Genomic DNA, 13,801 nt, shown 5'->3' with positions numbered 1-13,801 from the left:
GGGTGTGAGTGCGCGGGAGCCGCCTCCCCGCAGCTCCACCGCGCCTCGATCGTAGTTCAAGTCTGTACCCCAGAACAATGATGGATCGGGGGCCATATCCGGATTCCGCCCCTCCAGAAACCCTCCGCGAGCGACCTCAAGTGACCCGCTTCCCAAACTCGTTGGGCTGTAGTAGAAAGTTAGACCCAAGCCCAAGAATGAACTCCAGTCGGACCTGTGAGCGAGAAGGGGTGAACTCCATTGGCTCCGCGAATGTCACAGCGAACGGCGTTACCAGGGACGGGCGCAGAGGCAGAGGCAGGGGCAGGAGCACCGGACGGTCCCGGCGGACCCGGCGTGCCGGACGGTCCGGACGGGCCCGGCGAGCTGCCGGACCTGCTGCGCCGGGCGGTGCGGATCCCCGCGCTCCGGGCGAAGTACGCCTCTCTCCCGACCACTGGTCCGCTGCGCCTGACGGACCTTCCGGTCCTGACCCGGCAGGAACTGGCGCTGGCGACCGAGGAGGTCCTCGCCTCCGGGACCCAGGCGGCCGCCTCACTGGTCTGGGCGGACGGCGGCACGGTCCGCACGCCCGCCCTGAGCCTGCTGCCCGACGACGTGTTCGCCGGGCGGGTGCGCGAGGCGTGGAGCCCGCTGGGCCCCTCCGACGTGCTGGTGAACCTGCACTCCTGCGAACGCCTGCGCCCCGACCACCACTTCTTCAACCGCTTCGCCGCCGCCTCGGGCGCCGCCTGCCTGCCGCTCGGCCCGCTGCCGGACGGCGCGCAGGACGGGTGGCTGGACTTCTTCGCACGTACCGGGGTGACCGCCGTGAGCGCCCCTCCCGAGACGGTCGCCCGGCTCGCGGGCGCGGCCGGCGCCGGACGGCCCCTGCCCTGGCTGCGCACCCTGCTGCTGGGCGGGACCCTGCACGACACCACCTCCGACGCGCTGCTCGCCGACCGCTTCCCGTACACCCGGGTCTGGCGCCTGTACGGGTCCCCGGCCACCGGGGTCGTGGCGCGCCACGGGCCGCACTGCCTGGCCGGGCTCTACCACCCGCTGCCGCACCAGCTGGTCGAGGTGGTCGACGGACGGCTGCTGGTCACCACCCTCGACGCCCGCCGCGATCCGCCGCTGATCCGGTACGCGACGCAGGAGCGCGGCGAGTACGCGTACTGCGTCTGCGGCGCCGAGGGGCCGGCCCTGCGGCTTTTCGGTCCCGCCGACCCGTACTTCCGCCTGCACGGGCGCGGGGTCTCGGCCCGGGAGCTGGCCGATTCCGCCCTGGCCACCGGTGAGGTGACGGCCGCCCAGGTGGCCGTGGGCCGGGGGCAGCGGGTGCAGCTGCGGGTGGTGCTGGCCCCCGGGGTGCCGGACGACCACTACACCCACGACTGGATCAGGTACCAGGTGCTGGAGAGCCGGCTCAGCCTGCCGTCCTTCGTCCTGGAGCAGCCCGAGGTCTTCGACGTGGTCGCGGTGGACCGCCTGGACGGGGCCCCGCTCCTGACGGCCGAAGAGTTCTGAACCGATGACGAGTCCTGAGGAAACACCACCAGGTACGAGAGGAACTTCCATGTCCCACCAGTCCCACACCCTCCCTTCCCCCCGGGGCGCCGCCGAGCAGGCCGAGGACGAGATCCTGATCGCCGTGCGCGCGGTGGCCCCCGAGATCGACGAGATGATCCGGGCCGAGCCCCTTCCCGAGGGCTGGCTGCCGGGCTGGGACGTCGCCGGGGTCGTCCTCAAGGCCGCCCCCGAGGGGTTCAGCCCGCAGCCCGGCGACCGGGTGGTGGGCGTGGCCACGGGTACGGAGTGGGGTTCGTACATGACCCTGCCCTCCGAGTACGCCGTGGTCCTGCCCGACCACGTGAGCTTCGAGCAGGCCGCCGCGCTGCGGGTCGCGGTGCTGACCGCGCTGCGCCTGGTGCGCGGTGCCGGTTCGGTGGCCGGCCGCCGGGTGCTGGTCACCGGTGCGGGCCGGGGCATCGGCCGGCTGCTGGTGGAGCTGGCGGGGGCGCTGGGCGCCGAGGTGACCGCCGTGGTGCGGGACGCCGGGGAGGCCGCGGAGGCGGCCCGGCTGGGTGCCCGTCGGACGGTGACGGCGGACGCGGAGCCGGAGGCCTTCGAGGGCTCCTTCGACATCGTGTACGAGGCCGCCGCGGGCGATCTGATCGCCGCCGGGCGGGGTCTGACCGCCGACGGCGGGACGGTGTTCCTGTACGAGAGCTTCGCCCCGCAGGGCGCGGACATCGGCTTCTTCCGGTTCTTCGGCGGACCCGAGCAGGCGGGCCTGCGGCACTTCGTCTTCCGTACCGCGACGCCCGAGGACCGCGAACTGGCGCAGCTGCTGGACCTGCTGACCACGGGCGAGCTCTCCCTCGGCCGGCCCGCCGCCGCCCTGGACCGGCGGATCAGCGCCTGACGGACGCCCCCGGAGCCCTCCTGCCGCGCGGCCGCGGCGGGAGGGCTCGGGCGTGTCCGCGGGAGGGGCGGTGGAGCGCCGGTGGAACGGCCGCTCGCCGGCCCGGTTCCTGGGTAGGCCCCGGGGATGAGCAACGTACGCCCCGACAAGGGATATACGCGGGACAGCCGGTACATCACCACCCGGATCACCGCCGACGGACGCGACGGTTTCCCGGTGGAGCCGGGCCGCTACCGTCTCGTGGTGAGCCGCGCCTGCCCCTGGGCGCACCGGGCGACGATCGTGCGCCGGCTCCTCGGGCTGGAGAAGGCCCTGCCGCTGGCCGTCGCCGGGCCGACGCACGACAAGCGCAGCTGGACCTTCGACCTCGACCCGGACGGCCGCGACCCGGTGCTCGGGATAGAGCGGCTGCAGGAGGCGTACTTCGCCCGCTACCCCGACTACGACCGGGGCATCACCGTGCCCGCGATCGTGGACGTGCCGAGCGGCGAGGTGGTCACCAACGACTACGCGCAGATGACCCTGGACCTGTCGCTGGAGTGGGCGGCGTACCACCGCGAGGGGGCGCCGGAGCTGTACCCGGCCGCGCTGCGGGCGGAGATCGACGCGGTCAACGAGGAGATCTACGCGGACGTGAACAACGGCGTCTACCGCGCCGGGTTCGCCAAGTCCCAGGAGGCGTACGAGGAGGCGTACGGGGCGCTCTTCGACCGACTCGACCGGTTCTCGGAGCGGCTGGCGGGCTCCCGCTACCTGGTCGGCGACACGATCACGGAGGCGGACATCCGGCTGTTCACCTCGCTGGTGCGCTTCGACGCCGTCTACCACGGCCACTTCAAGTGCAACCGGCAGCGGCTCTCGGACATGCCGGTGCTGTGGGCGTACGCCCGGGACCTGTTCCAGACGCCGGGCTTCGGGGACACGGTCGACTTCGACCACATCAAGCAGCACTTCTACGTCGTGCACAGCCACATCAACCCGTCCGGGATCGTGCCGGCCGGCCCCGACCCGTCGGGGTGGCTCGAACCGCACGGCCGGGAGGCGCTGGGCGGGCGCCCGTTCGGGGACGGCACCCCGCCCGGGCCGCCGGCCGCCGAGGAGGCCGTGCCCCCGCTGGGGGCGCCGTCGCACGGCTGAACCGGCAGTACGCGAGGAGGGGGCGGCCCTGCGGCCGCCCCCTCCGTGCTGTGCGCGGGGGTGTCAGTCCCGGGCGGCCGGGCCCAGCCATTCGGCGAGTTCCTCCAGCAGCCGCCCGGTGTCGCGCTCGTGGCCGTGCGCGGCGACGTGCCCGTCGGGCCGGATCAGGTAGTAGCCGGACCGGCCGCAGCCGGTCGGGCGGCGGGCGGAGCCGGCGGCGAGGTCCACGGTGCGCACCTGGGGCCAGGGGGCGGCGAGGGCGCGGAGCTGGGTGCGCCAGGCGGCGGCGGTGCCCCGGCAGACGACGGCGAGGGTCCAGTTCGGGGCCTGCGCACCGGGGCCGGCGATGCCGTGGGCGAGGGCCAGCTCGCGCGGGAAGACGGCGCCCACCTCCAGCGCTCCGGGCAGCTTGGCGCGGGCGGAGCAGCCGCCGCGGCCGGCGGGCAGCTGGGTGGGGCGCCGGGCGGGGTAGGAGAGGCGGCGGCCGGCCATGACGGGTGCGTAGAGCCGGAAGGCGCCGGTGCGTTCGGCGGCGCGGAAGGCCGCGTCGCGGGCGGCGACGGCGAGCCGGCCGCGCACCAGCCAGCCGCGGGTCTGGATGTCGGTGTCGCGCACGACCCGGCGGACCACGGCGGAGCGTTCGGCGCCGTAGTCGCGGAGCAGGGCGGCCGGGGCCTCGCCCCGGACGACGGCGGCGAGCTTCCAGGCGAGGTTGTGGGCGTCCTGCATCCCGGTGTTCATGCCCTGGCCGCCGGCCGGGCTGTGCACGTGGGCGGCGTCGCCGGCGATGAAGACGCGGCCGAGCTGGTAGGTGCCCGCGTGCCGGGCGTGGATGCGGAAGACGGTCTCCCAGAGGGGTTCGACGAGGCGGACGCCGCGCGGGCCGCGCTCGTCGACGATCTGCTGCATCCGCTCCAGGCCGGCGTTCTCGCCGGGGGCGAGGCTGGAGAAGAACCGGTAGACCCCGTCGGGGAGGGCGACGATGACGAGGGCCCCGGCGGGCGACTGGTAGTAGAGGGCCTGGTCGGGCGGGAGGGTGCCCTCGATCCGGGCGTCGACGAGGGCGAAGGCGCTCTCGTAGGTGCTGCCCTCGAACCCGCTGCCGAGCTGGGCGCGGACCGCGCTGGAGGCTCCGTCGGTGCCTATGACGAAGGGGGCGCGGGTGCGTTCGATACGGCCGTCGGCGTGTTCCAGCACGGCGGTGACGGGGCCGGTCCCGTCGACGCGGCCGGCGAAGTCGAGGTCCTCCAGGGTGAGCAGGCGTACGCCGTGCTCGACCTTGCCGCCGAGGGAGTGCATGCGGCGGCGCAGGACCTCCTCGGTCGCGTTCTGCGGGAGGCAGAGCGGGGCGAGGTGCTGGGGGAAGTCGAAGGTGGCCAGGCGCGTGCGGTCGGAGAAGTAGCTGAACGCGTTGATCTGGAGGGCGGCGGCGCGCAGGTCGTCCAGGATGCCGAGGTCCTCGAAGAGGTCGAGGCTGCGCGGCCACACGAGCAGGGCCTTGGGGAGCGGTGACGGCTCCGGGGCGCGGTCGATGACGCGTACGCGCACGCCGCGGCGCAGGAGTTCGCAGGCGGCCGTCATCCCGGTCGGTCCGGCGCCGACGACCAGCACGTCGTAGGGCTCGGGCTCCGGGGGCGGGGTGGTGGACATGAACGCTCCTCCATCTCATTGACGACTACTATCAGATGTCTTATGGTTCATCGCAATCTTATACACCGATCGCAGGAGAAGAGAAGATGCGCTACCGCTACCTGGGCGACACCGGCCTGTCCGTGTCCGAACTGTGCTTCGGCGCCATGACCTTCGGCGGCGCGGCGAGCTTCCTGGGTGCCGAGGACCGCAACTGGTCCGAGTTCGGCACCGTCGACGACTCCAACGTGCTGGCGATGATGGACCAGGCCCTCGACGCCGGCATCAACTTCTTCGACACCGCGGACGTCTACAAGAACGGGATGGGCGAGGAGTTCTTCGGGCGCACCCTGAAGAAGGTCCGCGACCGCGTCGTCATCGGCACCAAGGGCCGCTGGCGCATCACCGACGACCCGAACGACGTCGGCGCCACCCGCCACCACCTGATCGCGGCGGTCGAGGCCAGCCTGCGGCGGCTGGACACCGACTACATCGACCTCTACCACATCCACGGCTTCGACCCGCGGACCTCCCTGGACGAGACCCTGCGCGTCCTCGACGACCTGGTCCGCTCCGGCAAGGTCCGCTACATCGGCGTCTCCAACTTCGCCGGCTGGCAGCTGATGAAGGCGCTGTCGGTCTCCGACCGCCGCAACCTCAGCCGCTTCGTCTGCTACCAGGGCTACTACAACATCGCCGCCCGCGACCTGGAGCGCGAGATCATCCCGCTCGCCGTCGACCAGAACGTCGGCATCACCGCCTGGTCGCCGCTGGCCGGCGGCTTCCTCACCGGCAAGTACCGCCGGGGCGAGGGCCGTCCCGAGGGCAGCCGGCTCTCGCAGCGCACCGCCGCCGAGTCGGCGCCGCTGACCGACCCCGACCAGGCGTACGACATCGTGGACGCGATGGCGCAGATCGCGGAGGACCGCGGGGCGACCGTGGCGCAGGTCGCGCTCAACTGGGTGCTGGCCAAGCCCGCGATCGCCTCGGCGGTGGTCGGCGCGACCAAGCCGCACCAGCTGGCCGACAACCTCCAGGCGATGGAGTGGACCCTCACCGAGGACGAGCTGGCCCGCCTCGACAAGGTCAGCGAGACCCCGGCGCCCTACCCGTACTGGCACATCGGCACGGTCGGCGCCGACCGCAAGCTGCCGGGCGACGTCTACCCGGCCTGAGCCCGCCGCCCCGCCGCCTCCCCCGCCGGCGGGGCCGGCGCGGCCGCGGCGGCCCGGCCCCGGGCCGCCGCGGCCACCTCCCCGTACGCGCACCGACCCACCACCGGGAACCACCACCACCGCGACAGGAAGCCAGGCCCCATGACCACTGCACCCGCCGCCGCGCCCGTGGCCGCGCCCGCGCCGCCCGCGCCGCCCTCCGCGCTCCCCGCCCTGGACTACACACGTACCGTGGACCGGCTGCTGGTCCACCGGGACGCCCTGGGGGAGGTCTTCCTGACGGACCTCCAGCCGATCGACGAACAGCGCTACGCGGCGGGCGCCCAGCTGCCCCGCTCGCACGCCTACTACGGGGACCACCTGCTGCGCCCCGGCTGCTACGACCCGCTGCTGCTCCTGGAGGCCTGCCGGCAGTCCGCCCTGGCCGGGGCGCACCGCTTCTACGGGGTCCCGTCCGACAACAAGTTCATCCTGACGCACCTGCGGCTGCGCCTGGACCGGCCGCAGATGGTGGTGGTGAGATCGGCGCCGATCGCGCTGGCCCTGCGGGTCACCATCGTGGACCGCAAGGAGCGCGAGGGCCGGGTCACCGGGCTCGACTACGAGATCGACCTGACCGTCGGCGGGGTGGTGATCGGGCAGGCGGCCGTCGGGCTGCGCTTCAAGACGCCGACCGGCTACCTGACCCTGCGGCTGAACAACCGCGACGGGGTGGCGCTGCCCTCCTCGGCCGCGTACCCGGCCGGCACTCCGGGCACCCCGCCGGCCCCGCACCTGGTCGGGCGGGCCAACCCGGACAACGTGGTCCTGGTGGACACCGTGGTCGCCGGGGACACCGCGCAGGCCCTGCTGCGGATACCGGCGCAGCACGCCAGCCTGTTCGACCACCCCCAGGACCACCTGCCCGGCATGGTCATCGCCGAAGGGGCCCGGCAGCTGGCCCTGTTCGCGGCCCTGGACATCCGGGGGCTGGCGGGCGCGAAGACCCTCGTCACCGAACTGGACGTGGTGTTCACCCGGTTCGGCGAGCTGGAGGACGAGACGGTGCTGACCGCCCGGGCCGGCGGCGGTCCGTCCGACGGCCCCCTCTACACCCAGGGCGGCGTCCTGGAACCGGAGGACGCCCCATGGGCGGACGGTCCCGGGGACCGGCAGCCGGCCGAGGCGCTCCAGCAGGTGCCGGTGCGGGTGGAGGCGACCCAGCGGGGCGAGTCGCTGTGCGTCTTCTCCTTCGTCCTGACCCGTCTGACGGCCTGAAGCGGAAGGAGGACGTACGGAGATGACGGTGATGACGGCAACGGCGGCGACGGCAGCGGCCGCGCCGGGGGCGGGGCCCGCCGGTACCGCGGCGGGGGCGGTGAACGGCGCGGCGTTCAGCGACGTGGACGAGACGCTGATCCGCATGAAGAGCATGTTCCGCTTCCTGGCGTTCCACCTGCGCCGGCGGGGCGAGCCGCCGGCCACCTACGAGCGGCTGGCGGACGGCCTGCGGGCCGCGGCCCGGCGCGGTGAGCCCCGGGAGCAGATCAACCGGCGCTACTACCGGCTGCTGGCGGGCGAGCCGGTGGACCTGCTGGAGCGCAGCGGGCGGTCCTGGTTCGCGCACGAGCGGGCGCAGCCCGGCGGACCGTACGTCCCGGAGGTGGCGCGGGAGCTGCGCGCGCACCGGGCGGCGGGGCGGCCGGTCGTCCTGCTCTCGGGCTCCTTCTTCGCCTGTCTGGAGCCCGTCGCCGAGGACATCGGCGCCGATCACGCGCTGGGCTCGCGCCCGGTGGTGCGGCGCGGGGTGCTCACCGGCGAGGTACTGGTCCCGATGATCGGCGCGGCCAAGGGGCGTGCGGTGGAGCTGAGCGCGGCCCTGCGCGGCTTCGACCTCGCCGCCTGCTCGGGCTACGGCGACCACTCCAGCGATCTGCCGCTGCTCGGCGCGGTGGGCCGCCCGGTCGCCGTGGGCGACGACCCCGAACTCGCCGCCCACGCCCGCCGCCACGGCTGGCGGCGGCTGGCGGCGGGGCGTGCCTGACCTCGTGGCGGGCCGCGTCCGGCGGCCCGCCCCACCTCTGGAGAGACCATGAATCGCATCGGAATCCTGGCCACCGGCTCCTATCTGCCGCCCACGGTCGTCGGCAACGAGGAGATCGCCCGCAGTTCGGGGGTGACCGACGAGTGGATCGTGCGCAAGACCGGCATCCGCGAGCGGCGCCGGGCCGACGACCGCGACGCCACCTCCGACCTGGCCGCGCGGGCGGCCCGGGCGGCCCTCGAACAGGCGGGCGTGGACGCGCGGGACGTGGCGTACATCGTGCTGGCCACGTCCACGCCCGACCACCCGCAGCCGGCCACGGCGAGCATCGTGCAGCACCTGATCGGGGCGCAGAACGCGGCGGCCTTCGACATCAACGCCGTGTGCAGCGGCTTCGTGTACGCCACCACGGTGGCGGAGCGGCTGCTGCGGGCCGCCGAGCCGGGGCGGCACGCCCTGGTCATCGGCGCGGACATCTACTCCCGGATCCTGGACTACTCGGACCCCAAGACCGCCATCCTGTTCGGTGACGGGGCCGGGGCGGTGCTGCTCGGCACGGTCGCCGCGGACCGGGGCATACGCGAGACGAGCCTGCTCACGCGCGGGGACCAGTACCGGCTGATCAGCGTTCCGGCGGGCGGCAGCCGGATGCCGGCCAACGACCGCACGCTGCGCGAGGGCGCGCACTTCTTCCGGATGGACGGGCGCGGTGTGCGCAGCTTCGTCCAGGACAACCTGCCGGGCGCGCTGCACGACCTGCTGGCGAAGGCGGGGGCGCGTCCCGAGCACATCCGGCACTTCGTCCCGCACCAGGCCAACGCGGTGATGCTGGGCGAGGTGTGGCCGGACCTCGGCCTGTCCGGGGCCACCATGCACCTGGCGATCGAGCGGTACGGGAACACGGGCTCGGCCTCCGTCCCCGTCACCCTGGACCTCGCGCACCGCGAGGGGCTGTTCGCCGACGGGGACAGCGTCCTGCTGGCCGGGTTCGGCGGCGGGATGACGGTCGGTGCGGTCCTGGCCGACTGGGCTCCCACCGCCTGCGCCCGGCCGCGTACGCAGGAGCTGGCCGCCGCCCGCTGATCCCGCAACGCACCGCCCCTCCCACCCCGTTCCGGAAAGGCACCGCCATGGACACGCACACCTTCGACAGCGCGTACGGCCCCGGCTCCTCCTCCGCCGGGACGGACGAGGAGGCGGACGTCCGGGCGCTGCTGCGCGCGCGTACGGCCCGGCACCGGCGGGCGGTACTGCGGCACGCCGTGGAACTGTCCCTGCACACCAGGCTGTTCGGGGACGGGCCGGTCACGGCCGGCGCGCCCCCGAACTGACAGGTTTCTTACACCAATCGATTGACACCCAGATGTAAGACATCTTATGGTCATCACGCATCATCTACTGCATCGAAACCGTACCCCCGTACCCCTTTCATGTTCCCGGTTAGGAGGAGCTCCGTGTCCGACCACCGATCAGGTACCCGCGCGAGCACCGTGGCCACGACCGTGGGGCTGAGCCTGCTGGCGCTGAACCTGCGCCCCGCCATCGGCAGCGTCTCGCCCGTACTCGACGACTTACAGCAGTCCCTCGCGCTCAGCGACTCGGCCATCAGTCTGCTCACCACCCTGCCCGTGCTGTGCCTGGGCATCTTCGCGGCGGTCTCCCCCGCCCTCTCCCGCCGCATGGGCACCCCCGGCGCCCTGGTCCTCGGCTTCGTCCTCCTGATCGCGGGCATCCTGCTCCGGCTGGACCACGCCGTCTGGGCCATGTTCGTCGGCACCGCCCTGGCCGGCGCGGGCCTGGCCATCGGCAACGTCCTGATGCCGGCCGTCATCAAGAGCGCGTTCCCCGACCGGGTGCGCCTCTTCACCGGCATCGGCACGGGCATCCTCAGCGCCGGCGCCGCCCTCGCGGCCGGCTTCGCCGTCCCGCTGCGCGACGCCACCGACAGCTGGAGCGGCTCCCTCGCCCTGTGGGTCGTCCCGGCCGTGGTCGGCCTCGTCGCCTGGCTGCCGATGCTCAAGGGCTCCAAGCCCGCCGCGGCCACCGGCCCCGCCCCCGACCAGGGCTCGCTGCTCGGCGACGCCATGGCCTGGCAGGTCACCGGCTACCTGGCGCTGCGCGCCCTGGTGTACTTCACCGCCCTGGGCTGGCTGCCCACCATCCTCGCCGACCTCGGCTACAGCAACTCCTCCTCCGGCGCGCTGCTCTCCGTCGCGATGCTGGTCAGCGTGCCCGGCGCCCTGTTCGCCCCGATCCTCGTCGGGCGGGGCGGAACCGCTCCGATGGTCGTCGCCATCGCGGTGGCCGGCGCGGTGAGCCTGCTGGGCCTGCTGTGGCTGCCGGCCGCGGCCGCCCTGTGGGTCGCCGTCCTCGGTGTCACCCTCGGCGCCGGGCACGCCATGGCGCTGACCTTCATCGGCATGCGCTCGCCCAACCCGCAGACCGCCGCCCAGCTCTCGGGCATGGTGCAGACGATCGGCTACCTCGCCGGAGGCATCGCCGGCCCGCTGCTGCTCGGCCTGCTGCACGGCGCCACCGGCGGCTGGACCGTCTCCCTGGTCCTGCTGGCCGCCTTCACCCTCCCCGAGCTGGTCCTCGGACTGCGCTCCGGCCGCGACCGGGCCGTGCGCCCGCGCCGCCGCGGCGAGACCGCCGCCCCGGTGCCGGCCGCCGCCCCCGTGGCCGCGTCGGCGGCGCCCAAGGCACCCGCCCTGCGCGACTGACCGTCCCGTCCACCCCGTTCCGTACGTCCCCACCCCCAGGAGTACTCCGATGTACCACGTCGCCGTCGCCTTCGACGTCCAGCCCGAGCACCGCGAGACGTTCATCGCCGCCGCCCACGCGGACGCCCGCGACTCGGCCGTGGACGAACCGTTCACCCAGCGGTTCGAACTCGTCGAGGACGAGGTGGACCCCAACCGCTTCTACCTCGACGAGGTCTACGACGACGCCGCCTCCTTCGACCGGCACATGTCCGGACCGCACTTCGCCAAGTTCTTCGAGCGCATCGACGGCATCGCCCAGGGCCCGACCTGGCTGATCCGCGGCACCCGCGTCGTGGACACCGCCGTCCTGGACACCGCCGCCGTCTGAGCCCCTCCCCTCCCCCGCGGGCGGCGGCCGGTCCCCCACCCGGCCGCCGCCCGGCCCCCTCCTCCTCCCCCTCCCCCTCCGACCCACCCAAGGAGACCCCGTCCCATGTGCAGCCCCCAGGTGATGGAGCTGGTCCACGGCGAGCCCGGACACAGCTGCGCCGGCCACGCCGCCGACGCGAACGCCGCGTCCGACCCGGCCCAGGGCCAGGACGGCGCCCGGCCGGCCGAGCGCCCGAAGGCCCCCGCCCCGCTCATCCGGGGCAGCCGGGTCAGCGACCTGACGCACGCCTTCGGCAACGACTTCCCCGTGCTGGAGCCCATCGTCCTCAAGCCCAACATCCAGCACTTCGCCGACATAGCCTCCGAGGGCTTCAACGCCAACAAGCTGGAGATCGACGAGCACACCGGCACCCACGTCGACGGCCCGGCCCACCTCGTCGACGGCCCCGTCTACACGGACGAGATCCCCGTCGACCGGCTCATCGCCCCGCTCGTCGTCATCCGCATCGGCGACCGCGCCGCGAAGGACCCCGACACCACCCTGACCGCCGACGACATCCTCGCCTGGGAGAGCCGCCACGGCCGGATCCCGGACGGGGCCCTGGTCGTCATGGACTCCAACTGGTGCCCCCGGATCGACACCCCCGGCGCGTACATCAACCGCGACTCCGACGGGGTCCCCCACTTCCCCGGGCTGGGCTTCGACGCGGCCGAACTCCTGGTCCGCGAGCGCGGCATCGTGGCCGCGGGCACCGACACCCCGAGCCTCGACGCCTCGAAGAACCTCCAGATCGACGACCCCGGCGCGCACCGGATCGTGCTGGGCGACCTGCGCTACGGCGTGGAGAACATCGCGAACCTGCACACCGTCCCCGACATCGGCGCCACCGCCATCATCGGCATGATCCGCCACCGCAAGGGCTTCGCGGGCCCGTGCCGGATGTTCGGCATCTACTAGGCCGCCCGGCAGACCCACGACGGACCACAGCAGCGGAGTCCGGCACCGGCGCGGCCGGTGCCGGACTCCGCGTGTCAGGAGGAAGAACCACCATGACGCAGCACCCCCGCACGGTCGCCCTGGTCACGGGCGCCAACAAGGGAATAGGCCGGGAGACCGCCCGGCAGCTGGGCCTGCGCGGGATGACCGTGCTCGTCGGCGCCCGCGACACCGCCCGGGGCGAGCGCGCGGCGGCCGGCCTGCGCCAGGACGGCGTCGACGCCCGCGTCCTCACCCTCGACGTCACCCGGGAGGAGAGCGTCGGGGCCGCTGCCGTCGCCGTCGAGGAGACGTACGGCCGGCTCGACGTACTGGTCAACAACGCGGGCGTCGTCGAGGACGACCTCCCGCCGAGCGCGACGACCGCCGCCCTGGCCGCCCGGATCCACGCCACGAACGTCCTCGGCGTCATCGCCACCACCCACGCCCTGCTGCCGCTGCTGCGCCGCGCGCCCGCGGGACGGGTGGTCAACCTCTCCAGCCGCCTCGGATCGCTGGCCAAGGCCGCCGACTTCGGGTCCCCGCACCGGCTGCTGCTCGCGTACAACTCCTCCAAGGCCGCGCTGAACTCGCTGACCCTCCACTACGCGCGCGAGTTCGAGGGCACCCCGCTGAAGTTCAACTCCGCCACCCCCGGGTACGTGGCCACCGACCTCAACGGGCACCAGGGGACCCGTACCGTCGAGGAGGGGGCCCGGATCGTCGTCGCCCTGGCCACCCTCGGCGAGGAGGGGCCCACGGGCGGCTTCTTCGACGACGCCGGTCCGGTCGACTGGTAGCCGCGCACGGCGGGCGTACGACGGAGGCGGCGGCCGGCCCCCATGGGGGCCGGCCGCCGCCTCCGTCCGCGTCCTCGCCCTCGTCCCTCAGGACTTCGTCTTCGGGCTCCACGCGGCCACCGCCTTCTCGCAGCGCTCCAGCTGCTCCAGGAAGGGCGCGGCCTCGCCGGGGGCGAAGCTGGCGTCGAGCAGCTGCTCGATCTCCTCGACCACCACGTCGGCCTCGCGGATCAGCGTCTTCCCGGCGGAGGTGAGGCGGACTTCGAGGATCTGGAGGTGGATCGGGTGCGGGGTGCGCTCGACGAGGCCGCGGCCCTCCAGGTTGGAGAGCACCGAGGACATGGTCTGCGGGGTGACCATGCAGCGGCGGGCGAGGGCCGCGCCGGAGAGCCCCGACTGCCGCGAGAGTTCGTAGAGCACGCCGTACTGCGGAACGTTGATCTTGAACGGGCGCAGCGCCGCGTGCTTGGCGGCGGTCAGCTCCTGCTCCAGCCGCTTGATGCGCTGTCCCACGCGCTCTTGTTCCGAGTTCACCATGGGACAAGCCTACCCTCATATG

General features: G+C 73.7%; 14 protein-coding genes. 12 read left to right on the top strand and 2 right to left on the bottom strand.

Annotated elements, in window-relative coordinates; translation table 11 throughout:
• Positions 1-336 precede the first annotated feature (336 nt).
• The 3 genes from OG553_RS38440 to OG553_RS38430 all read left to right on the top strand — a co-directional run bounded on the left by OG553_RS38440 (position 337) and on the right by OG553_RS38430 (position 3,544).
• The gene (locus OG553_RS38440; protein WP_331719323.1) at positions 337-1,509 is read left to right on the top strand and encodes a hypothetical protein; all 1,173 of its coding nucleotides are present in this window, start codon (positions 337-339) and stop codon (positions 1,507-1,509) included.
• A gap of 49 nt (positions 1,510-1,558) precedes the next feature.
• Positions 1,559-2,407: a zinc-binding dehydrogenase gene (locus tag OG553_RS38435; protein ID WP_331719322.1), complete on the top strand. Its 849-nt coding sequence runs from the start codon at positions 1,559-1,561 to the stop codon at positions 2,405-2,407.
• A gap of 126 nt (positions 2,408-2,533) precedes the next feature.
• Entirely contained in the window at positions 2,534-3,544 is a 1,011-nt protein-coding gene (locus OG553_RS38430) for a glutathione S-transferase C-terminal domain-containing protein (RefSeq protein WP_331719321.1), read from the top strand.
• 63 nt (positions 3,545-3,607) lie between these two features.
• Here the strand turns inward: OG553_RS38430 and OG553_RS38425 are convergent, their stop codons facing one another.
• Entirely contained in the window at positions 3,608-5,194 is a 1,587-nt protein-coding gene (locus OG553_RS38425) for an FAD-dependent monooxygenase (RefSeq protein ID WP_331719320.1), read from the bottom strand.
• A gap of 86 nt (positions 5,195-5,280) precedes the next feature.
• On the opposite strand from OG553_RS38425, the gene OG553_RS38420 reads away from it, so the two are divergent.
• From OG553_RS38420 to OG553_RS38380, 9 genes are all read left to right on the top strand, one after another.
• Complete coding sequence (locus OG553_RS38420) at positions 5,281-6,348, top strand: aldo/keto reductase (protein ID WP_331719319.1); 1,068 nt, start codon at positions 5,281-5,283, stop codon at positions 6,346-6,348.
• Positions 6,349-6,489: 141 nt separating this feature from the next.
• Positions 6,490-7,605 carry a ScbA/BarX family gamma-butyrolactone biosynthesis protein gene (locus OG553_RS38415; protein ID WP_331719318.1) on the top strand — a complete coding sequence of 372 codons (1,116 nt, stop codon included), beginning with the start codon at positions 6,490-6,492 and terminating at the stop codon, positions 7,603-7,605.
• A 22-nt stretch (positions 7,606-7,627) separates the two neighbouring features.
• On the top strand, positions 7,628-8,371 hold the full coding sequence (locus tag OG553_RS38410; protein ID WP_331719317.1) for an HAD-IB family hydrolase: 744 nt from the start codon (positions 7,628-7,630) through the stop codon (positions 8,369-8,371).
• 48 nt (positions 8,372-8,419) lie between these two features.
• Positions 8,420-9,454 carry a ketoacyl-ACP synthase III gene (locus OG553_RS38405; protein WP_331719316.1) on the top strand — a complete coding sequence of 345 codons (1,035 nt, stop codon included), beginning with the start codon at positions 8,420-8,422 and terminating at the stop codon, positions 9,452-9,454.
• Positions 9,455-9,501: 47 nt separating this feature from the next.
• A complete protein-coding gene (locus tag OG553_RS38400; RefSeq protein ID WP_331719315.1) occupies positions 9,502-9,702 on the top strand; it encodes a hypothetical protein in 201 nt (66 codons plus the stop codon).
• Positions 9,703-9,825: 123 nt separating this feature from the next.
• Positions 9,826-11,094: an MFS transporter gene (locus OG553_RS38395; RefSeq protein ID WP_331719314.1), complete on the top strand. Its 1,269-nt coding sequence runs from the start codon at positions 9,826-9,828 to the stop codon at positions 11,092-11,094.
• A 49-nt stretch (positions 11,095-11,143) separates the two neighbouring features.
• Positions 11,144-11,464 carry a putative quinol monooxygenase gene (locus OG553_RS38390; protein ID WP_331719313.1) on the top strand — a complete coding sequence of 107 codons (321 nt, stop codon included), beginning with the start codon at positions 11,144-11,146 and terminating at the stop codon, positions 11,462-11,464.
• Between the two features lie 105 nt (positions 11,465-11,569).
• The gene (locus OG553_RS38385; protein WP_331719312.1) at positions 11,570-12,424 is read left to right on the top strand and encodes a cyclase family protein; all 855 of its coding nucleotides are present in this window, start codon (positions 11,570-11,572) and stop codon (positions 12,422-12,424) included.
• 92 nt (positions 12,425-12,516) lie between these two features.
• Positions 12,517-13,242 (top strand): SDR family oxidoreductase, encoded by a 726-nt coding sequence (locus OG553_RS38380; RefSeq protein WP_331719311.1) that lies wholly within the window; start codon positions 12,517-12,519, stop codon positions 13,240-13,242.
• Positions 13,243-13,329: 87 nt separating this feature from the next.
• On the opposite strand, the gene OG553_RS38375 is transcribed toward OG553_RS38380, so the two are convergent.
• Positions 13,330-13,779: a MarR family transcriptional regulator gene (locus tag OG553_RS38375; protein WP_331719310.1), complete on the bottom strand. Its 450-nt coding sequence runs from the start codon at positions 13,777-13,779 to the stop codon at positions 13,330-13,332.
• Positions 13,780-13,801 lie beyond the last annotated feature (22 nt).

The sequence above is a fragment of the Streptomyces sp. NBC_00158 genome (assembly GCF_045160885.1).
Lineage (GTDB): Bacteria > Actinomycetota > Actinomycetes > Streptomycetales > Streptomycetaceae > Streptomyces.
This window is presented reverse-complemented; position numbering and strand designations above follow the sequence as displayed.

Excerpts from the sequence above, each read along its gene's own strand:
- OG553_RS38435 (WP_331719322.1), top strand. The coding sequence starts at position 1,559 with ATGTCCCACCAGTCCCACACCCTCCCTTCCCCCCGGGGCGCCGCCGAG.
- OG553_RS38430 (WP_331719321.1), top strand. The coding sequence starts at position 2,534 with ATGAGCAACGTACGCCCCGACAAGGGATATACGCGGGACAGCCGGTAC.
- OG553_RS38425 (WP_331719320.1), bottom strand. The coding sequence starts at position 5,194 with ATGTCCACCACCCCGCCCCCGGAGCCCGAGCCCTACGACGTGCTGGTC.
- OG553_RS38420 (WP_331719319.1), top strand. The coding sequence starts at position 5,281 with ATGCGCTACCGCTACCTGGGCGACACCGGCCTGTCCGTGTCCGAACTG.
- OG553_RS38415 (WP_331719318.1), top strand. The coding sequence starts at position 6,490 with ATGACCACTGCACCCGCCGCCGCGCCCGTGGCCGCGCCCGCGCCGCCC.
- OG553_RS38410 (WP_331719317.1), top strand. The coding sequence starts at position 7,628 with ATGACGGTGATGACGGCAACGGCGGCGACGGCAGCGGCCGCGCCGGGG.
- OG553_RS38405 (WP_331719316.1), top strand. The coding sequence starts at position 8,420 with ATGAATCGCATCGGAATCCTGGCCACCGGCTCCTATCTGCCGCCCACG.
- OG553_RS38400 (WP_331719315.1), top strand. The coding sequence starts at position 9,502 with ATGGACACGCACACCTTCGACAGCGCGTACGGCCCCGGCTCCTCCTCC.
- OG553_RS38390 (WP_331719313.1), top strand. The coding sequence starts at position 11,144 with ATGTACCACGTCGCCGTCGCCTTCGACGTCCAGCCCGAGCACCGCGAG.
- OG553_RS38385 (WP_331719312.1), top strand. The coding sequence starts at position 11,570 with ATGTGCAGCCCCCAGGTGATGGAGCTGGTCCACGGCGAGCCCGGACAC.
- OG553_RS38380 (WP_331719311.1), top strand. The coding sequence starts at position 12,517 with ATGACGCAGCACCCCCGCACGGTCGCCCTGGTCACGGGCGCCAACAAG.
- OG553_RS38375 (WP_331719310.1), bottom strand. The coding sequence starts at position 13,779 with ATGGTGAACTCGGAACAAGAGCGCGTGGGACAGCGCATCAAGCGGCTG.